General features: G+C 67.7%; 22 protein-coding genes. 18 read left to right on the plus strand and 4 right to left on the minus strand.

Going from position 1 to position 16,887, the window contains the following annotated elements:
• Positions 1 to 2: 2 nt before the first annotated feature.
• Positions 3 to 1,304, plus strand: coding sequence for a dihydroorotase (locus AC30PD_RS14785; protein WP_489536414.1), 1,302 nt, complete (start codon positions 3 to 5; stop codon positions 1,302 to 1,304).
• Positions 1,301 to 2,038: a lysophospholipid acyltransferase family protein gene (locus tag AC30PD_RS14790; RefSeq protein WP_489536415.1), complete on the plus strand. Its 738-nt coding sequence runs from the start codon at positions 1,301 to 1,303 to the stop codon at positions 2,036 to 2,038. The genes AC30PD_RS14785 and AC30PD_RS14790 overlap by 4 nt, the downstream gene beginning before the upstream one ends.
• Before the next feature lie 7 nt (positions 2,039 to 2,045).
• On the opposite strand, the gene gpmA is transcribed toward AC30PD_RS14790, so the two are convergent.
• The gene (gene gpmA / locus AC30PD_RS14795) at positions 2,046 to 2,792 is read right to left on the minus strand and encodes a 2,3-diphosphoglycerate-dependent phosphoglycerate mutase (RefSeq protein WP_489536416.1); all 747 of its coding nucleotides are present in this window, start codon (positions 2,790 to 2,792) and stop codon (positions 2,046 to 2,048) included.
• Between the two features lie 104 nt (positions 2,793 to 2,896).
• Between gpmA and AC30PD_RS14800 the strand changes: the two genes are divergently transcribed.
• From AC30PD_RS14800 to AC30PD_RS14820, 5 genes are all read left to right on the plus strand, one after another.
• The gene (locus tag AC30PD_RS14800; RefSeq protein ID WP_489536417.1) at positions 2,897 to 3,310 is read left to right on the plus strand and encodes a rhodanese-like domain-containing protein; all 414 of its coding nucleotides are present in this window, start codon (positions 2,897 to 2,899) and stop codon (positions 3,308 to 3,310) included.
• 14 nt (positions 3,311 to 3,324) lie between these two features.
• A complete protein-coding gene (gene grxC, locus AC30PD_RS14805; protein WP_489536418.1) occupies positions 3,325 to 3,585 on the plus strand; it encodes a glutaredoxin 3 in 261 nt (86 codons plus the stop codon).
• A 93-nt stretch (positions 3,586 to 3,678) separates the two neighbouring features.
• A complete protein-coding gene (gene secB / locus AC30PD_RS14810; protein WP_489536419.1) occupies positions 3,679 to 4,152 on the plus strand; it encodes a protein-export chaperone SecB in 474 nt (157 codons plus the stop codon).
• Positions 4,153 to 4,195: 43 nt separating this feature from the next.
• On the plus strand, positions 4,196 to 5,182 hold the full coding sequence (locus AC30PD_RS14815) for an NAD(P)H-dependent glycerol-3-phosphate dehydrogenase (protein ID WP_489536420.1): 987 nt from the start codon (positions 4,196 to 4,198) through the stop codon (positions 5,180 to 5,182).
• 14 nt (positions 5,183 to 5,196) lie between these two features.
• Positions 5,197 to 6,168, plus strand: coding sequence for a Bug family tripartite tricarboxylate transporter substrate binding protein (locus tag AC30PD_RS14820; RefSeq protein WP_489536421.1), 972 nt, complete (start codon positions 5,197 to 5,199; stop codon positions 6,166 to 6,168).
• 97 nt (positions 6,169 to 6,265) lie between these two features.
• Here AC30PD_RS14820 and trmL read toward each other — a convergent pair whose 3' ends face one another.
• Together trmL and AC30PD_RS14830 are read right to left on the minus strand one after the other, a co-directional pair.
• The gene (gene trmL, locus AC30PD_RS14825; RefSeq protein WP_489536422.1) at positions 6,266 to 6,736 is read right to left on the minus strand and encodes a tRNA (uridine(34)/cytosine(34)/5-carboxymethylaminomethyluridine(34)-2'-O)-methyltransferase TrmL; all 471 of its coding nucleotides are present in this window, start codon (positions 6,734 to 6,736) and stop codon (positions 6,266 to 6,268) included.
• 25 nt (positions 6,737 to 6,761) lie between these two features.
• Positions 6,762 to 7,478 (minus strand): ComF family protein, encoded by a 717-nt coding sequence (locus AC30PD_RS14830; protein ID WP_489536423.1) that lies wholly within the window; start codon positions 7,476 to 7,478, stop codon positions 6,762 to 6,764.
• Between the two features lie 23 nt (positions 7,479 to 7,501).
• On the opposite strand from AC30PD_RS14830, the gene AC30PD_RS14835 reads away from it, so the two are divergent.
• The 8 genes from AC30PD_RS14835 to AC30PD_RS14870 all read left to right on the plus strand — a co-directional run bounded on the left by AC30PD_RS14835 (position 7,502) and on the right by AC30PD_RS14870 (position 13,972).
• Complete coding sequence (locus AC30PD_RS14835) at positions 7,502 to 8,431, plus strand: class I SAM-dependent methyltransferase (RefSeq protein ID WP_489536424.1); 930 nt, start codon at positions 7,502 to 7,504, stop codon at positions 8,429 to 8,431.
• 123 nt (positions 8,432 to 8,554) lie between these two features.
• The gene (locus tag AC30PD_RS14840; protein WP_489536425.1) at positions 8,555 to 9,109 is read left to right on the plus strand and encodes a DUF2244 domain-containing protein; all 555 of its coding nucleotides are present in this window, start codon (positions 8,555 to 8,557) and stop codon (positions 9,107 to 9,109) included.
• 19 nt (positions 9,110 to 9,128) lie between these two features.
• Entirely contained in the window at positions 9,129 to 10,304 is a 1,176-nt protein-coding gene (gene coxB, locus AC30PD_RS14845; RefSeq protein WP_489536426.1) for a cytochrome c oxidase subunit II, read from the plus strand.
• 65 nt (positions 10,305 to 10,369) lie between these two features.
• Positions 10,370 to 12,010 carry a cytochrome c oxidase subunit I gene (ctaD, locus tag AC30PD_RS14850; protein WP_489536427.1) on the plus strand — a complete coding sequence of 547 codons (1,641 nt, stop codon included), beginning with the start codon at positions 10,370 to 10,372 and terminating at the stop codon, positions 12,008 to 12,010.
• Between the two features lie 22 nt (positions 12,011 to 12,032).
• Complete coding sequence (locus AC30PD_RS14855; protein ID WP_489536545.1) at positions 12,033 to 12,143, plus strand: cytochrome oxidase small assembly protein; 111 nt, start codon at positions 12,033 to 12,035, stop codon at positions 12,141 to 12,143.
• A 21-nt stretch (positions 12,144 to 12,164) separates the two neighbouring features.
• Positions 12,165 to 12,803 carry a cytochrome c oxidase assembly protein gene (locus AC30PD_RS14860; RefSeq protein WP_489536428.1) on the plus strand — a complete coding sequence of 213 codons (639 nt, stop codon included), beginning with the start codon at positions 12,165 to 12,167 and terminating at the stop codon, positions 12,801 to 12,803.
• Positions 12,800 to 13,042: a DUF2970 domain-containing protein gene (locus AC30PD_RS14865; protein ID WP_489536429.1), complete on the plus strand. Its 243-nt coding sequence runs from the start codon at positions 12,800 to 12,802 to the stop codon at positions 13,040 to 13,042. The genes AC30PD_RS14860 and AC30PD_RS14865 overlap by 4 nt, the downstream gene beginning before the upstream one ends.
• Positions 13,043 to 13,087: 45 nt before the next feature.
• On the plus strand, positions 13,088 to 13,972 hold the full coding sequence (locus AC30PD_RS14870; protein WP_489536430.1) for a cytochrome c oxidase subunit 3: 885 nt from the start codon (positions 13,088 to 13,090) through the stop codon (positions 13,970 to 13,972).
• Positions 13,973 to 14,029: 57 nt separating this feature from the next.
• On the opposite strand, the gene AC30PD_RS14875 is transcribed toward AC30PD_RS14870, so the two are convergent.
• A complete protein-coding gene (locus AC30PD_RS14875; RefSeq protein ID WP_489536431.1) occupies positions 14,030 to 14,251 on the minus strand; it encodes a DUF2909 domain-containing protein in 222 nt (73 codons plus the stop codon).
• 96 nt (positions 14,252 to 14,347) lie between these two features.
• Between AC30PD_RS14875 and AC30PD_RS14880 the strand changes: the two genes are divergently transcribed.
• Genes AC30PD_RS14880 through AC30PD_RS14890 form a run of 3 tightly spaced genes read left to right on the plus strand, consistent with a single transcriptional unit; the run spans position 14,348 to position 16,865 of the window.
• Positions 14,348 to 15,028 carry an SURF1 family protein gene (locus AC30PD_RS14880; protein WP_489536432.1) on the plus strand — a complete coding sequence of 227 codons (681 nt, stop codon included), beginning with the start codon at positions 14,348 to 14,350 and terminating at the stop codon, positions 15,026 to 15,028.
• Positions 15,021 to 15,695, plus strand: a complete 675-nt coding sequence (locus AC30PD_RS14885) for an SCO family protein (protein ID WP_489536433.1) — start codon at positions 15,021 to 15,023, stop codon at positions 15,693 to 15,695. Before AC30PD_RS14880 ends, AC30PD_RS14885 begins: the two co-directional genes overlap by 8 nt.
• A complete protein-coding gene (locus tag AC30PD_RS14890) occupies positions 15,696 to 16,865 on the plus strand; it encodes a COX15/CtaA family protein (RefSeq protein WP_489536434.1) in 1,170 nt (389 codons plus the stop codon).
• Positions 16,866 to 16,887 lie beyond the last annotated feature (22 nt).

A 16,887-nucleotide genomic window follows, 5' to 3' on the forward strand; every position in this document is an offset into this window, starting at 1 on the left:
CCATGAAAATTCTCATCCAGAACGGCCGACTCATCGACCCGGCGACGGGCCGCGACGAAACGGGCGACGTGGCCATCGCGGCCGGCCGCATCGTCACGCTCGGCAAGGTCAGCGCCGACTTCGATGCTGACCGGGTCATCGACGCGCACGGTTTGATCGTGGCGCCAGGCCTTGTCGACCTGGCGGCACGCCTGGGCGAACCGGGCCACGAACACGAAGCGATGCTCGAATCTGAAATGGCCGCGGCCGTGGCCGGTGGCGTGACGAGCCTCGTGTGCCCGCCCGACACCGACCCGGTGCTCGACGAGCCCGGCCTCGTACAGATGCTGAAGTTCCGCGCCCGAAACCTGAACCAGGCGCGGGTCTTCCCGCTCGGCGCGCTCACACGCGATCTGAAAGGTGAAGTGCTGACCGAAATGGCCGAGCTGACCGAAGCCGGCTGCGTCGGCTTCTCGCAGGCCGAGGTCGCACTGAAAGACACGCTCGTGCTGCACCGCGCGCTGCAGTACGCCGCCACCTTCGGCTACACGAGCTGGCTGCGCCCGGCCGACGCCTGGCTCGGCAACGGCGTGGCGGCCAAGGGGCCGCTCGCCACGCGCATGGGCCTGGCGGGCGTGCCGGTGATCGCCGAGACCATCGCGCTGGCCACGCTGTTCGAACTGGTGCGCGACACCGGCGCGCGCGTTCACCTGTGCCGGCTGAGCAGCGCCGCCGGCATCGAGCTCGTGCGCCGCGCCAAGGCCGAAGGTTTGCCCGTTACCTGCGACGTGAGCGTCAACCACCTGCACCTGACCGACATCGACATCGGCTACTTCAACGCAGCGATGCGCCTGACCCCGCCCTTGCGCCAGCAGCGCGACCGCGACGCGATCCGCGCTGGCCTGGCCGACGGCACGATCGACGCACTCGCGAGCGACCACACGCCGGTGGCGGCCGACGCCAAGAACCTGCCTTTCGCCGAAGCCGAACCCGGTGCAACCGGGCTGGAACTGCTGCTCAGCCTGGCGCTGAAGTGGGGCGCCGAGACGAACCAGCCCCTGGCCCGCACGCTGGCCACGATCACGAGCGCGCCGGTAGCGGTGCTGGGTGATGCGCTGGGTTCGCTGTCGGCCAGCGCGGGCCGGCTCGTCGAAGGCGGTGTGGCCGACCTGTGCCTGTTCGATGCCGAAGCGCGCTGGCTTGTCGCGCCAGGCGCCCTCAAGAGCCAGGGCAAGCACACGCCCTTCAGTGGCTACGAGCTGCCCGGGCGGGTGCGCTGCACCGTGGTCGCCGGTGGCGTGGCCTACGAAGCACAGCCCGAATGACCTCTCGGCTGCGTGCGGCCGGCCGGCTGCTGCGTTGCGTGCTGCACGGCATGCACGGCGTGCTGATCGTGTTGCTGCGCTTCGGCTCATTGCCGGCCGCGGAGCGCCAGAAGCGCGTGCAGTGGTGGGCGAGCAAGACACTGCGCCTCATGGGCATCACGCTGCGCGTCGAGGGGGCGCCAGTGGCCGGCGCGGTGCTGCTCGTTGCCAACCACATCTCATGGCTCGACATCATGGCGATGCACGCGGTCTGCCCGCAGGCGCGATTCGTCTCGAAGGCCGACGTGAAATCGTGGCCGCTGATGCGCCACCTCGTCGATGCCGGCGGAACGCTCTACCTCGAACGTGAACGCAAGCGCGATGCCTTGCGTGTGGTGCACGCGATGGCCGATGCGCTGAAATCGGGTGACACGGTGGCGATCTTTCCCGAAGGCACCACCTCCGACGGCCAGGCGCTGCTGCCGTTCCACGCCAACTTGCTGCAGGCCGCGATCGCCACCGAAACGCCGGTGCAGCCGGTCGCGATCCGCTTCAGCGACGCCAAGCATGCGATCAGCCGCGCCGTCGAGTTCGTGGGCGCGACGACGCTGGCGCAGAGCTTGTGGATGGTGGCCAGCGGCGAGCAACTGGTCGTGCGTGTGGCCTTGTTGCCACCACGGGATGCGGCGCAGGCCGACCGGCGCGCTCTCGCCGAACAGCTGCGCGGCGACATCGCGGCGGCGCTCGCCGCCTGAGCCTGCCTCAGCCTTTCTTGCCCTGCGCCGCCACGGCCGCGGCTGCCTTGGCCGCCGCTTCGGCATCACCGAGGTAGTAGCTGCGGATCGGCTTCAGCGCGTCGTCGAGCTCGTAGACGAGCGGAATGCCGTTCGGGATGTTGAGGTTGACGATGTCGGCGTCCGACACGCCGTCGAGGTACTTCACCAAGGCGCGGATGCTGTTGCCGTGCGCGGCGATCAACACACGCTGGCCCGAGCGGATCGCCGGCGCGAGCGTGTCGTTCCACAGCGGCAACACGCGTGCGACGGTGTCTTTCAGGCATTCGGTGAGCGGAACGTCGCCGGGTTTCAGCTTCGCGTAGCGCACGTCGCCGCGTTCGCTGCGCGGGTCGGCCGCGTCGAGCACGGGCGGCGGCGTGTCGTAGCTGCGGCGCCAGACCAGCACCTGCTCGTCGCCGAACTTCTTCGCCGTCTCGGCCTTGTTCAGGCCCTGCAGCGCGCCGTAGTGGCGTTCGTTCAGGCGCCAGTCGCCCACCACCGGCAACCAGGTGCGGTCCATCTGGTCGAGCGCGTGCCAGAGCGTCCAGATCGCGCGCTTGAGCACCGAGGTGTAGGCGATGTCGAAGTCGTAACCCTCGGCCTTCAGCAGGCGGCCCGACTGCTGCGCCTGCTGCACGCCGAGCGGCGTGAGCTCCACGTCGGTCCAGCCCGTGAAGCGGTTTTCGAGGTTCCAGGTGGACTCGCCGTGGCGAATCAATACGAGCTTGTGCATGGCCGGTTCCGGGTCGGGTGGATGGGGCTTTGGCCCACGCAAGCCATGCGCCAAGCGTCGGAATTCTATAATCGCCGACCTGACACCAACCCTTCGGCGCGCCTGTGAAGTTCTTCATCGACAACTGGTTCCTCTTTCTCGCCGCCGCCACCTCGGGTGCCTTGCTCATCTGGCCGATGATCAACAAGGGTGCCGGTGGCGCCGGCAAGGTGTCGGCGAGTGCCGCGGTGCAACTCATCAACCGCGAAAAGGCCGTGTTGATCGACGTGAGCGAGCCGGCCGAATACGCCGCCGGCCACGCGGTCGGCGCCAAGAGCGTGCCGCTGGCGAGCCTCGAAGCCTCGAACGAACTGCCCAAGAACAAGGCGCTTCCGCTCGTGGTGCTGTGCCCGACCGGCACCCGCGCCAGCCGCGCTGTCGCCACGCTGAAGAAGCTCGGCTTCGAGAACTCGCAGGCCCTGGCCGGTGGACTGGCCGCGTGGCGCGAAGCCAACCTGCCGGTCGAAAAGACCGCCTGAGCGGAGCGCTCGCCATGCAAGCGGTGAAGATGTACCTGACGCAGAGCTGCCCCTACTGCGTGCACGCCAAGGCGCTGCTCAAACAGCGCGGTGTCGAGCAGATCGACGAAGTGCGGGTCGACCTCGAGCCGGCCGAGCGCAGCACGATGATGCAGCTCACCGGGCGCCGCACGGTGCCGCAGATCTTCATCGGCAGCACGCACGTGGGCGGCTGCGACGACCTCGTCGAGCTCGACCGCCGCGGCGAACTGCTGCCCCTGCTCGCAGGCGCCTGACTGGCCCCGGGGTACCGAACCCGCTCGGCCATAATGCCGGGCTCCGCTCAGCGCGCACCCCGCGCGGGCACTCTCATCCAACCCGAGATTCCCATGGCCGACGATACCCAGAGCCCCGTGTTCCAGATTCAGCGCATCTACCTGAAGGACCTGTCGCTGGAGCAACCCAACTCGCCGCAGATCCTGCTCGAACAGGGCCAGCCGCAGGTCGACATCAACCTCGGCCTGGGTGCCGAGCCGATCGCCGAAGGCGTGTATGAAGTGACCGTCACGGCCACGGTCACGACCAAGGTCAACGACAAGGTGCTGTTCCTGGTCGAAGCGAAGCAGGGCGGCATCTTCGAGATCCGCAACATCCCCGAAGACCAGCTGCAGCCGATCGTCGGCATCGCCTGCCCGGGCATCATCTACCCGTACCTGCGTGCCATCGTCTCCGATGTGTGCACGCGCGCCGGTTTCCCGCCGGTGCTGCTCGCCGAAGTCAACTTCCAGGCGATGTACGAAGCGCAGCAAGCCCAGAACGCGGCGCCGAGCAACGGCTCGGGCATCATCACCAGCGCGAACTGAACGCGCTTCGCGCCCGCCCTGGCCGTCGTCGTTCTGCACTCGCATGAACCTCACCGTCCTGGGCGCGGGCGCATGGGGCACGGCGCTGGCGGTGAGCACCGCCGGCCGCCACCCCACACGCCTGTGGGCACGCGACGCGGCCCAGGCGGCGCAGATGCGCGCGATGCGCCGCAACATGCGCTACCTGCCCGAGGTGGTGCTGCCGCCCGCGCTGCAGATCACCTACGACTTCGACGCCGCCCTCGCGCATGCCGCGGATGGCCTCGTGATCGTGGCCACGCCGATGGCGGGGCTCGACGGCATGCTGCGCCGACTGGTCGCGCACCGCGGTGGCGTGCTGTGGCTGTGCAAGGGCTTTGCGCCGGGCACCGGCGCGCTGGGCCATGAGATCGCGCGCACGCTGAACATCGCGTCGAGCGTGGGCGTGTTGTCCGGGCCCAGCTTCGCGATCGAGGTGGCGCGTGGCCAGCCCACCGCGCTCGTCGCCGCGAGCAGCGACGACACGCTCTGCGAACAGGCCGTCGAGGTGCTGCACAGCGAGAGCCTGCGGGTCTACACCTCGAACGACCCGGTCGGTGTGGAAGTCGGCGGCGCGGTGAAGAACGTGCTCGCCATTGCGACCGGCATCGCCGACGGCATGGCGCTCGGGCTGAACGCGCGTGCTGCGCTGATCACGCGCGGCCTGGCGGAGATGACGCGCCTGGGCGTGGCGCTGGGTGCACGGGTCGAGACCTTCATGGGGCTCTCGGGCCTGGGCGATCTGGTCTTGACCGCCACCGGCGACCTGTCGCGCAACCGCACGGTCGGCCGTCTGCTCGCCGAAGGGCTGAGCCTGCCGGCGATCCTCACCGACCTGGGCCACGTCGCCGAAGGCGTGGGCACCGCGCCGATGGTGCTGCGCCGTGCGCAGGCGCTGGGCGTGGAGATGCCGGTCACGCAGGCCGTGGTGCAGGTGCTCGAAGGCAGCGCCACACCGGCCCAGGCACTTGAACAACTGATGGGCCGCGGCGCGCGGCCCGAGAACCTCTGACGGAGACGAACCGAATGCAACGCCGACTGTTCCTGCACACCACCGCCGCGGCGGCCACCACGCTTGCGCTGCCCGCCTTCGGGCAGGCCTGGCCGAGCCGCCCGATCAAGCTGGTGGTGCCGTTCCCGCCCGGCAGCTCGCCCGACATCATCGGCCGGCTGCTCGCCGAGCCGCTCGGCCATGCGCTGGGCCAGACCGTCATCGTCGACAACAAACCCGGTGCCGGTGGCAACGTGGGCACCGGCGCGGTGGCCAAGGCCGACCCCGACGGATACACCTTCCTGTTCACGATCCAGGGCCCGCTCGTGACGGCGCCGCTGCTGAGCGCGAACCTGAACTACGACCCGGTGAAAGACCTGGCGCCGGTCACGCTCGTGGCCACCTCGCCGAACGTGCTGGTCGTCGACCCCAAGCTCGGCGCGAACACGCTCGCCGACTTCGTGCGCATCGCCAAAGAGAAGAGTGGCCAGCTCAACTACGGCAGCGTGGGCAACGGCAGCGCGGCGCACTTGGCGATGGAGCTCTTCAAGGCCCGCGCCGGGCTCGACATCGTGCACGTGCCCTACCAGGGCTTTCCGCAGGTGGTCAACGCCATCCTCGCCGGCCAGGTGCAGGCCGGCATCATGGTGCCCGGCATCGCGATGGGGCAGGTGCGTGCCGGCAAGCTCAAGGCGCTGGGCGTGACGACGCTCGGGCGCTCGGGTTCGCTGCCCGAACTGCCGAGCTTCGTCGAACAGGGTTACGCCGGCTTCGAGGCGATCTCGTGGCAGGCGGTGTTGGCGCCGGCCGGCACGCCAAAACCGATCATCGATCGAGTCTCGAGCGAGTTGATCCGCATCATCAAGAGCGACGACGTGCGCGGCAAGATCCTCGGCCAGTATTTCAGCGCCGCCGGCACGGCCCCCGAAGCGCTGGCCGGCCTGATGAAAAGCGAGCGCGAGCGCTGGGCCAAGGTGATCAAGGCGGCCGGCGTAAAGCCGGAGTGAGCCTGCTCGCGGAGATGGCTCGGCCGGCGCCGGGCCGCTCCCAAGCGGCCGAGCACCCGCCTGGCGGGTGGTGGCGTACCCGCCACCGGGTGCGCCATCACCCGCCGTCGGCGTAGCCGTTCTGGCGCCAGGCTTCGAACACCGCCACAGCCACGCTGTTGCTGAGGTTCAGGCTGCGCTGGCCGGCACGCATCGGCAGGCGCACACGCTGTGCGTTGTCGATGGAGTCACGCAAGGCTTCGGGCAGGCCGGCGGTTTCGGAACCGAACACGAGCCAATCGCCCGGGGCCCACCGCACCTCGGCGAACGGCCGGCTGCCACGCGTCGTGAACGCGAACAGGCGTTGCGGGTCGGGCCGTTCGGTCTCGATGAAGGCGGCCCACGAGGCATGCCGGCGCACCGGTGCGTACTCGTGGTAGTCGAGCCCGGCCCGTTTGAGCTGCCGGTCGTCCATCGAAAAGCCGAGGGGCTCGACCAGGTGCAGCGTGCACCCGGTGTTGGCGGCCAGCCGGATCACGTTGCCGGTGTTCGGCGGGATCTCGGGCTGAACCAGGACGACGTTGAACATGCGTGGATTGTCGTCGTGCGGCGGATCAGCACACGTCGTTGCGCGGCGTGCGTGCCACCACCCACACGTGCACCTTCGACGCGCCGGCCTGCAGCAGCACACGCGCTGCTTCGGCCACTGTGGCACCCGTGGTCATCACGTCGTCGACCAGCGTGACGCTCGCGCCGGCCAGCTCGGCGCGGCGCCGCGGTTCGACCGCGAAAGCCCCGCGCATGTTCCCGGCACGTTGTTCGGGCGCGAGCGCAAGCTGGTGCGGCGTGTCCTTCACCCGAAGCAACAGGGCCGCGTCGGCGCGGCAGCCCACCGCACGTGCCAGCCGCCGCACCAGTTCCCAGGCCTGGTTGTAGCCACGTTCGCGCAGGCGCTCGGCGCTCAGCGGGACCGGCAGCAACAACGTGGGTGCGGTTTCGCCGCTGCGCTCGAACGTGCTCAGCAGGCGCTGCGTCAGTGCCGGGGCCAGGTCGAGCGCGGCGTGAAACTTGAACTGCGTGATCAAGCCATCCCAGGGGTGGGCGTAGTCGACGGCAGCGAGCGTGCGCTCGAACGGCGGCGGGTCGGTGAGGCAGGCGCCGCACAAGGCCGTGCCCGCAGGCACGTCGATCGCGCAACGCGCGCAGCGTGGCAGCACCGGCGCGAACCGCGTCACACAAAGGGCGCAGACCCGCTGCTGGCCCCAGTCGTGGCACACGGCGCACTGGCTCGGTGTGGCGGCCACGGCATCGATCAGGCGGCTGAACAGCATCGCCTCAATATACTGGCCGCCACATGCCCAAGCCCGATCCCGACACTGCCCGCCGCCTCGATGCCGTGGCGGTCGACGCCGCACTGCGGCGTTTGGCTCGACACGCCGAGGCACCCTGGCTGCACGCCGAAGTGGCGCGGCGCATGGCCGAGAAGCTGCAGGTCGTGCTGGCGAAACCTGAACGGGTGCTCGACTGGTGGGGCTTTCTCGGTACGGGTGGCCCCTTGCTGGAGCAGGCCTACCCGAAGGCGCAGCGCTGCATCGTCGAGCCCGACGCCGTCTGGGCCGAACGCAGCCGCGTGGCGGCGCAGCGGCCGTGGTGGTCGCCGAACCGCTGGAGCGGCGCTGGCGTCGAAGTGGTCGAGCAGGCACGAGAGATCGCCCCCGGCGCCCAGCTGGTCTGGGCCAACATGATGCTGCACGCGGTGGTCGACCCGCCCGCCTTATTCGACCGCTGGCAGAAGCTGTTGCGGGTCGACGGCTTCGTGATGTTCTCTTGCCTCGGCCCCGGAACGCTGCGCGAGTTGCGTGCCCTGTACGCGCGGCTCGGCTGGCCGGCACCCACACCGGGCTTCGTCGACATGCACGACCTGGGCGACATGCTGGTGCAGGCGGGCTTTGCCGACCCGGTGATGGACCAGGAAACCCTGACGCTTCGGTGGGACAGCCCTTCGGCGCTGCTGCAGGAACTGCGCTCGCTCGGCGGCAACACTGCGCCCGACCGAATACCCGGACTGCGCACGCCACGCTGGCGGCGCGCGCTCGAGGAGGAGCTGCTGTCGATGAAGGGCCCCGATGGCAAGATCGGCTTGAGCTTCGAAGTGGCCTACGGGCACGCGTTCAAGGCGGCGCCGCGCCTGCGCGCGGACCAGCCGACGACCTTGTCGCTCGACGACATGCGCGCCATGGTGAAGGCCGGGCGCACAGGCTCGCGCAAAGGCCTTGGCCCGTGAGCTAAAATTCGCGGGTTGAGTCGGGTACGGCTGACGCAAAAGACGCCGGGGAGGCATGGTTCGCCGCCCTGCGCACGTTCAAGATTGGTTCATCGGGCAGATTTACAAGGCAGTCGGCGCGGGATGTCAGCAACCCTCATTCACCCATCGATCGGTCGGTCGCCTGCGGCCAGCCCGCTGCGCTTCGGGCGCGAGTCGGCTGCGGACGAGGGCTCCGTGCAATGGGTGCTCAAGCGCAATTGTTCGGTCACGCCGCGGCAGATGTTGTGGTTCTTCGGTTCGCTGTGCCTGCTGTCTCTGGCGATCGGCAGCCTGTTCTGGCACCACGGTGCCACGCTGGTGTTGCCGTTCGCGTGGGTCGAGGTGCTGGCGATGGGTGCGGCGCTGTTCGTCTACAGCCGCCATGCCACCGACAGCGAACACATCCGCCTGCAGCCCGGGCGCCTGACCGTGGAGTTCGCCTCCGGCCGGCGTGTCGAGCGGGTCGAGTTCGTGCCGGCGTGGGTGCGGGTCGAGCCCGAGTCGGGTGACCGCTCGCTGGTTGAGCTGTCGGGCCAGGGTTTGCGCATTTGTGTCGGCCGCTTCGTGCGCCCCGAACTGCGCCGCCAGCTGGCAGAAGAATTGCGATGGGCTCTGCGGCGCTGGCAGTCGCGCGACCCGCTCCGAGAAAAAAACTGAAGTGGCAACCATGAAGACGATGAACGCAATCATTTGCAAGGCCGGGCGGCGAGTCGCCGAGTTGAGCCTCACCCTCGGCGCGCTGCTTGCGAGCCATGCGGCCGTGGCGGTGGGCAACCTGCCGGGCGGCCCGGCCGTCAACCAGCTCGACCTGCACCCGCCGATCACCGACATCGCGGCAGAACAACGCTGGTTGCACTACTTCATGCTGGTGATCTGCACGGTCATCTTCATCGGCGTGTTCGGGGTGATGTTCTATTCGATCTTCAAGCACCGCAAGTCCAAGGGTGCGAAGTCGGCGAACTTCCACGAGAGCACCACGGTCGAGATCGTCTGGACCATCGTGCCTTTCATCATCGTGATCGGCATGGCGCTGCCCGCCACCAAGGTCGTGGTGGCCATGAAGGACACAAGCGCGGCCGACCTGACGATCAAGGCCACCGGCATCCAGTGGAAGTGGGGCTACGACTACCTGAAAGGCGAAGGCGAAGGCATCGGCTTCGTCTCGACGCTCGACGCCACGCAGCGTGAAATGTCCGATGCCGGCAAGCCGGCCGGCGACGACTACCTGCTGAAGGTCGACAAGCCGCTGGTCGTGCCGGTCGACAAGAAGATCCGCATCATCACGACCGCGAGCGACGTGATCCACGCCTTCATGGTGCCGTCGTTCGGCATCAAGCAAGACGCGATCCCCGGCTTCGTGCGTGACACCTGGTTCCGCGCCAAGGAAACCGGTGACTTCTATGGCCAGTGCGCCGAGCTGTGCGGCAAGGAACACGCCTACATGCCGATCCACGTGAAGGTGCTGTCGCAGGCCGACTACACCAAGTGGGTCGATGGCCAGAAGAAGGCCATGGCTGCACTCGCCGACGACCCGGCCAAGGTCTGGACGCTGCCCGACCTGCTGGCGCGCGGTGAAAAGGTCTACGCCGCGAACTGCGCCGCCTGCCACCAGGCTTCTGGCAAGGGCGGCGGCCCCATCAAGGCGCTCGACGGCGCCGCCGTGGTGCTCGACGCCGACCACGCCAAGCAGATCCAGGTCTTGCTGAACGGCCAGAACAACGGCGCCATGCCGTCCTGGAAGCAGCTCAGCGACACTGAACTCGCCGCCGTGGCCACCTACACGAAGAACAGCTGGTCGAACAAGACCGGGCAGATCGTGCAGCCCTCGGAAGTGGTGGCCGCGCGCAAGTGAGCGCCTTCGCCACCTGCACACAGAACGTTCGCCAAGAAATTCGGAATTGAAGAACAGGAATTGCCATGAGCGCAGTCATTGACCACCACGGCGGCCACGGCCACGATCACGCCCACGGGCACGACGATCACCACCACGGCGCGCCGACCGGCTGGCGCCGCTGGTTGTTCGCCACCAACCATAAAGACATCGGCACGATGTACCTGCTGTTCTCGTTCACCATGTTGATGGTGGGCGGGGTGCTGGCGTTGCTGATCCGCCTCGAACTGTTCCAGCCCGGCCTGCAGTTCTTCAACCCGCAGCTGTTCAACCAGCTGACCACGATGCACGGGCTGATCATGGTGTTCGGCGCGATCATGCCGGCCTTCGTCGGCTTCGCGAACTGGATGATCCCGCTGCAGATCGGTGCGCCCGACATGGCCTTCGCGCGCATGAACAACTTCAGCTTCTGGCTGCTGATCCCGGCCGGTGCGATGCTCGTCGCATCGTTCTTCATGCCGGGCGGCGCGCCCGCTGCCGGCTGGACGCTCTACGCCCCGCTCACGCTGCAGATGGGCCCGTCGATGGACGCCGGCATCTTCGCGATGCACATCCTCGGCGCGAGCTCGATCATGGGCTCGATCAACATCGTCGTCACCATCCTGAACATGCGCGCGCCCGGCATGACGCTGATGAAGATGCCGCTGTTCTGCTGGACCTGGCTGATCACCGCCTACCTGCTGATCGCCGTGATGCCGGTGCTCGCCGGCGCGATCACGATGACGCTGACCGACCGCCACTTCGGCACGCACTTCTTCAACCCCGCCGGCGGCGGCGACCCGGTGATGTACCAGCACATCTTCTGGTTCTTCGGCCACCCCGAGGTCTACATCATGATCTTGCCGGCCTTCGGCATCGTCAGCGCCATCATCCCGGCGTTTGCGCGCAAGCGCCTGTTCGGCTACACCTCGATGGTGTATGCCACCGCGTCGATCGCGATCCTGTCGTTCATCGTCTGGGCGCATCACATGTTCACGACCGGCATGCCGGTCACCGGCCAGCTGTTCTTCATGTACGCGACCATGCTGATCGCGGTGCCCACCGGCGTGAAGATCTTCAACTGGATCGCCACCATGTGGCGCGGCTCGATGACCTTCGAGACGCCGATGCTGTTTGCAGTCGGCTTCATCTTCGTGTTCACGATGGGCGGCTTCACCGGCCTGATCCTGGCGATGGCGCCGGTCGACATCCAGCTGCAGGACACCTACTACGTCGTCGCCCACTTCCACTACGTGCTGGTGGCCGGCTCGCTCTATGCGCTGTTCGCCGGCGTGTACTACTGGGGCCCGAAGTGGACCGGCGTGATGTACTCCGAGACCCGCGGCAAGATCCACTTCTGGGGCTCGCTGATCGCGTTCAACATCACCTTCTTCCCGATGCACTTTCTCGGGCTGGCCGGTATGCCGCGCCGTTATGCCGACTACCCGATGCAGTTCGCCGACTTCAACATGATCGCGTCGCTGGGTGCGTTCTGGTTCGGCGCGATGCAGGTCTACTTCTTCCTGTTCATCGTCGTGCCGATGATGCGCGGCAAGGGCGCGCCGGCACCGCAGCAGCCTTGGGAAGGCGCCGAGGGCCTCGAGTGGGAAGTGCCGTCGCCGGCGCCCTTCCACACCTTCGAGCAGCCGCCCAAGCTGAACGCGGCCGCCACCAAGATCCTCGCCTGAGCGAGTGAACACGGAACCCGTGATGACGCCCGAGCAGCGTAAGAAGAATCTGCGCTTCGGCCTGACGCTGGCGTCGATCGCGGTCGCGATCTTCGTCGGCTTCATGATCAAGAGCGCCGTGCTCGGCATGTGACCGCGAGCCCGCTGCCGAGCCATGTCCGACACACCGATCTCACGCAGCAGCGCCGCCGCCTTGCGGGGCGACAACAGCCGCATGGTGCGCAAGCTGCTGGTCGTGACCGCGCTGATGTTCTGCTTCGGCTACGCGCTGGTGCCGATCTACCGCGCGATCTGCACGGCGCTGGGCATCAACGTGCTCTCGTTGTCTGAGCTGGCCACCACCGCCGGCATGAGCTCGTACGACAAGAACACCCAGGTCGACCTCGCCCGCACCATCACGATCGAGTTCGACGCCAATGCACGCGGCCCGTGGGAATTCAAACCCGCGCAGCGTTCGGTCGAAGTGCACCCCGGCCAGCTCACGACCGTGATGTACGAATTCAGGAACGTCCAGAACCGCACGATGGCGGCGCAGGCGATCCCGAGCTACGCGCCGATGCAGGCGATGCCGTACTTCAACAAGCTCGAGTGTTTCTGCTTCAACGAGTACACGCTCAAGCCGGGCGAGTCCAAGCAGTGGCCGGTGGTGTTCGTGATCGACCCGAAGCTGTCGAAAGACGTGAAGACGATCACCTTGTCGTACACCTTCTTCGAGGTCGGCGGCAAGGTCCCGGCGGCGCCCGAAGCCGCGGCGAAAGCGGCGGTCGCCGATGCTGAAAAGGCCCGCTCATGACCCAGCCGACCGGGGGTGACCTGAAACAGGCGGTGCAACGCAAGGGCTCGTTCCTGCAGACGATGCGCGCGGTCGGCTGGTCGTTCTTCGGCGTGCGCAAGTCGAGCGACTACGAAAAAGACGTGAACCAGCTCAACCCGGTGCATGTGGTCATCGCCGGCGTGATCGGCGCGGTGATCTTCATCTCGCTGCTGCTGCTGCTGGTGAACTGGGTGCTCGCCACCGGCGTGGCGAAATAGACAAGCGCAAACAACATTCAAAGAATCAGGACTTCAGGAGAAAACATGTCGGCAGCCGCACCTCAGGGGCACGCACCCTACTACTACGTTCCCGAGCCTTCACGCCACCCGGTGATGGCGTCGATCGGCCTGTTCTTCGTGATCCTCGGCGCTGGCCAGTGGATCAACGGGCACGGCTGGGGCGCCTATTCGCTGGTCTTCGGCCTGGCGATGTGGGCCTTCGTGCTGCAACAGTGGTTCCGCCAGGCCATCGGCGAAAGCGAAGGCGGCCTCTACGGCGACCGCATCGACATCTCGTTCCGCTGGAGCATGAGCTGGTTCATCTTCTCGGAGGTGATGTTCTTCGGCGCGTTCTTCGGCGCGCTCTACTGGACCCGCCTGCACGCGTTGCCGAACCTGGGCAGCCTCGAAAACGCCGTGCTCTGGCCCGACTTCAAGGCCGTGTGGCCGACCGGCGCCGTGGGCGCCACCGGCTCGCCGGCCGGCATCGTCGACCCGTTCACGACCATGGGCCCGTGGCCGATCCCGACCATCAACACGCTGTTGCTGCTGACCTCGGGCGTCACGCTGACGATCGCCCACCACGCGCTGGTGGCCGGCCACCGTGCCCGCACCATCGCCTTCATGTGGTTGACGGTGCTGCTGGGCGTGACCTTCCTCGGTTTCCAGGTCTACGAATACATCCACGCCTACAGCGAGCTGAACCTGAAGCTCTCGTCGGGCGCCTACGGTTCCACCTTCTTCATGCTGACCGGCTTCCACGGTTTTCACGTTTTCGTGGGCATGCTGATGCTGCTGTTCATCACGATCCGCCTGATGAAGGGGCACTTCACCCCGGAGCGTCATTTCGGTTTCGAGGGCGCGGCCTGGTACTGGCACTTCGTCGACGTGGTCTGGCTCGGCCTGTACATCGTGGTGTACTGGCTCTGACCTGTTTCGCGCTCGGATCACAAACGCCGCTGAACGCGGCGTTTGTTTTTGGGTCGATCACTTGCCCAGCGGAATGCCCGTGGGTTGGATCCACCCTGCCCACCAGCTGAACAGCACACATGCGAACAACAGCACCGACAAGGCCACACGCAGTGCCAGCGCGCGCATCATGCTGCCGCTCTTGGCCTTGCCGTTGCGGCCACCGCGCAGCATGAAAACACCGGCCATGGCGAGTGCACCGAGGATGCCGACAAAAGCGATGATGATCAGGGTCTTCATGTCACCCGATTATCCGCCGCGGGGTGCTGCGTGTCGGTGAGCGCCGTGCCATCACCGCGTCGTCGGGCTTGGGTGTTGCTCGCTACGGTGCTCGGCGTGGCGCTCACCGCCAGCCTGGGCACCTGGCAGCTGAGTCGTGCCGCACAGAAGATGGCGATTCAGTCGGCGCTCGAGTCGCGCGGCTTGCTGCCCGCGCTGTCGGCCGCCGACCTTGCGCGCGATGCCGATGCCGCGGCGCTCCAGCACTACCGGCCTGCACGCCTGCGCGGTCAGTGGGTCGCCCAGCGAACCGTGTTCCTCGAGAACCGGCAAATGAATGCCCGGGTCGGCTTCTACGTCGTGACCCCGCTGCAACTCGAAGGCCGGCCCGAGGCGGTGCTGGTGCAGCGCGGCTGGGTCGTGCGCGACCTGAACGACCGCAGCCTGCTGCCGGCGATCCCCACGCCGGCGGGCGTTGTCGAAGTGCAGGGGCTCATCGCCCCGCCGCCGGCGCGGCTGTACGAGTTCAGCGCGGTGGCGAGCGGTGCGATCCGGCAAAATCTCGACCTCGCGGGCTTCGCCGCCGAAACAGGTCTGCGGCTGGCACCGCTGTCTGTGCAGCAGCAAGACTCGGCGGGCACCGTGGGCGACGGCCTGCTGCGGCAATGGCCGCGCCCGTCGGCCGATGTCCAGAAGCACTACGGTTATGCGTTCCAGTGGTTCGCGATGAGCGCCTTGATGGCAGGTTTGTATGTCTGGTTCCAACTCCTTCGACCGCGGCGCAAGCGTGATGACTGACAAGAACGATCCGTTGAGCTTCACGGTGCATTCGATGCCGGCGCCTGCACTCGACAGTGCCGCGCAGCGCACATCGAGCGGTCGCTGGAAGATGCTGCTGGTGCTGCTGGTCTGCGCGGCGCCGGTGATCGCGTCGTACTTCACCTACTTCGTGATCCGTCCCGAAGGGCGCACCAACTACAGCGAGCTGATTCAGCCACTGCGGCCGATCCCCGAGAAGCTGCCACTGCTGGACCTGCAAGGCCGAGCCGTGGCGGCGTCGACGCTCAAGGGCCAATGGCTGCTCGTCGTGATCTCCGGGGGCGCCTGCGACGCGGTCTGCGAACGCCAGCTGTGGATCCAGCGCCAGCTGCGCGAAACGCTCGGCCGCGAGAAAGACCGCCTCGACAAGGTCTGGCTGATCACCGATGCGGCGGCACCGCGCGCGGCCACGCTGCAGGCCATCGGCACCGGCGTGCCCGCGACCGTGCTCCGCATCGCGCCCGAAGCGCTGGCGCAGTGGCTCACGCCGGCTCCAGGCAGCACGCTCGAACAGCACATGGTCGTGGTCGATCCCCTCGGCAACTGGATGATGCGCGTGCCTGCCGACCCGGAGCCGGGCAAGCTCAAGCGCGACATCGAAAAGCTGCTGCGGGCCTCGGCGGGTTGGGACAAGGCGGGGCGCTGAGTGAACCCGCCCGCCGCCTACGACCTGAGCCCCATCGGCGCTGTCGCGCTCGTGGGCGGGCTGCTCGCGCTCGGGCCGCTGCTCTGGGTGTGGCTGCGTCCGGCGTCGGCCGGGCAGGGCGCGCGAACCGGCGCTGCCCGGTTGCAGGCGCTGACCATCGTCACCCTGTTCCTGACCTTCGATCTGGTGCTGTTCGGCGCCTTCACGCGGCTCACCGATTCCGGCCTCGGCTGCCCCGACTGGCCTGGCTGCTACGGCAGCGCGAGCCCGCTCGGCGCCCAGGCGCACATTCAGAGCGCCCAGAGCGCGCTGCCTAGCGGGCCGGTCACCCACGGCAAGGCCTGGGTCGAGATGATCCACCGTTACCTGGCCACCGGCGTCGGTGCGCTGATCGTGGTGATGACCGTGATGAGCTGGCGCGAGGCGCGCCAACGCAGCGCTGCGGTCTCGCCGTGGTGGCCGACCGCCACCCTCGTCTGGGTCTGCGCGCAAGGCGCGTTCGGCGCGCTCACGGTCACGATGAAGCTCTACCCGGCGATCGTCACGCTGCACCTGCTGGGCGGGCTCGGCTTGCTGGCCTTGCTGGCCGTGCAGACACGCTTGCACGAACCCGCACGAGTGCGACTCTCGCCGGGGCTGCATGGCGGCGTCTGGCTCGTCGCAGCGCTCAGCGTCGTGCAGATCGCGCTCGGCGGCTGGGTCAGCACCAACTACGCCGTGCTGGCCTGCAGCGACTTTCCGACCTGCCAGGGCGTGTGGTGGCCGCCGATGGACTTCGAGCATGGCTTCGCGTTGCAACGCGAGCTCGGTGCAGGCAAGGACGGCGGTTATCTGCCGTTCGCAGCGCTCACTGCCATCCACTTCGTTCACCGCCTCGGTGCTTTCGTGGTGCTGGGCGCGCTGGCGCTGCTGTCCTGGCGCTTGTTCGCGACCCGGGTCGCCGGCTTGCGGCGCTGGGCGCTGGCGATCGCCGCCGTCGCGCTCTGGCAGCTCGCCAGCGGCCTGAGCAACGTGGTTCTGGGCTGGCCGATCGTCGCCGCGATGGCCCACACGGCCGGCGCGGCGGCGCTGGTCACGCTGCTCGCCGCCCTGCTGACGCAAGCGCGCCGGGCCGGCGAAGCCGCTGCCATGGCGACAACCACCGACCGGCCGTGGCGCCCGGCTACGTAAAATGCCGGATTCACTGCGCACC

It is taken from the genome of Rhizobacter sp. (assembly GCF_032229685.1).
GTDB lineage: Bacteria > Pseudomonadota > Gammaproteobacteria > Burkholderiales > Burkholderiaceae_C > LMDS01.

Coding starts and splice junctions, on each gene's coding strand:
- AC30PD_RS14785 (WP_489536414.1), top strand. CDS start 3: ATGAAAATTCTCATCCAGAACGGCCGACTCATCGACCCGGCGACGGGC.
- AC30PD_RS14790 (WP_489536415.1), top strand. CDS start 1,301: ATGACCTCTCGGCTGCGTGCGGCCGGCCGGCTGCTGCGTTGCGTGCTG.
- gpmA (WP_489536416.1), bottom strand. CDS start 2,792: ATGCACAAGCTCGTATTGATTCGCCACGGCGAGTCCACCTGGAACCTC.
- grxC (WP_489536418.1), top strand. CDS start 3,325: ATGCAAGCGGTGAAGATGTACCTGACGCAGAGCTGCCCCTACTGCGTG.
- secB (WP_489536419.1), top strand. CDS start 3,679: ATGGCCGACGATACCCAGAGCCCCGTGTTCCAGATTCAGCGCATCTAC.
- AC30PD_RS14815 (WP_489536420.1), top strand. CDS start 4,196: ATGAACCTCACCGTCCTGGGCGCGGGCGCATGGGGCACGGCGCTGGCG.
- AC30PD_RS14820 (WP_489536421.1), top strand. CDS start 5,197: ATGCAACGCCGACTGTTCCTGCACACCACCGCCGCGGCGGCCACCACG.
- trmL (WP_489536422.1), bottom strand. CDS start 6,736: ATGTTCAACGTCGTCCTGGTTCAGCCCGAGATCCCGCCGAACACCGGC.
- AC30PD_RS14830 (WP_489536423.1), bottom strand. CDS start 7,478: ATGCTGTTCAGCCGCCTGATCGATGCCGTGGCCGCCACACCGAGCCAG.
- AC30PD_RS14835 (WP_489536424.1), top strand. CDS start 7,502: ATGCCCAAGCCCGATCCCGACACTGCCCGCCGCCTCGATGCCGTGGCG.
- AC30PD_RS14840 (WP_489536425.1), top strand. CDS start 8,555: ATGTCAGCAACCCTCATTCACCCATCGATCGGTCGGTCGCCTGCGGCC.
- coxB (WP_489536426.1), top strand. CDS start 9,129: ATGAACGCAATCATTTGCAAGGCCGGGCGGCGAGTCGCCGAGTTGAGC.
- ctaD (WP_489536427.1), top strand. CDS start 10,370: ATGAGCGCAGTCATTGACCACCACGGCGGCCACGGCCACGATCACGCC.
- AC30PD_RS14855 (WP_489536545.1), top strand. CDS start 12,033: ATGACGCCCGAGCAGCGTAAGAAGAATCTGCGCTTCGGCCTGACGCTG.
- AC30PD_RS14860 (WP_489536428.1), top strand. CDS start 12,165: ATGTCCGACACACCGATCTCACGCAGCAGCGCCGCCGCCTTGCGGGGC.
- AC30PD_RS14865 (WP_489536429.1), top strand. CDS start 12,800: ATGACCCAGCCGACCGGGGGTGACCTGAAACAGGCGGTGCAACGCAAG.
- AC30PD_RS14870 (WP_489536430.1), top strand. CDS start 13,088: ATGTCGGCAGCCGCACCTCAGGGGCACGCACCCTACTACTACGTTCCC.
- AC30PD_RS14875 (WP_489536431.1), bottom strand. CDS start 14,251: ATGAAGACCCTGATCATCATCGCTTTTGTCGGCATCCTCGGTGCACTC.
- AC30PD_RS14885 (WP_489536433.1), top strand. CDS start 15,021: ATGACTGACAAGAACGATCCGTTGAGCTTCACGGTGCATTCGATGCCG.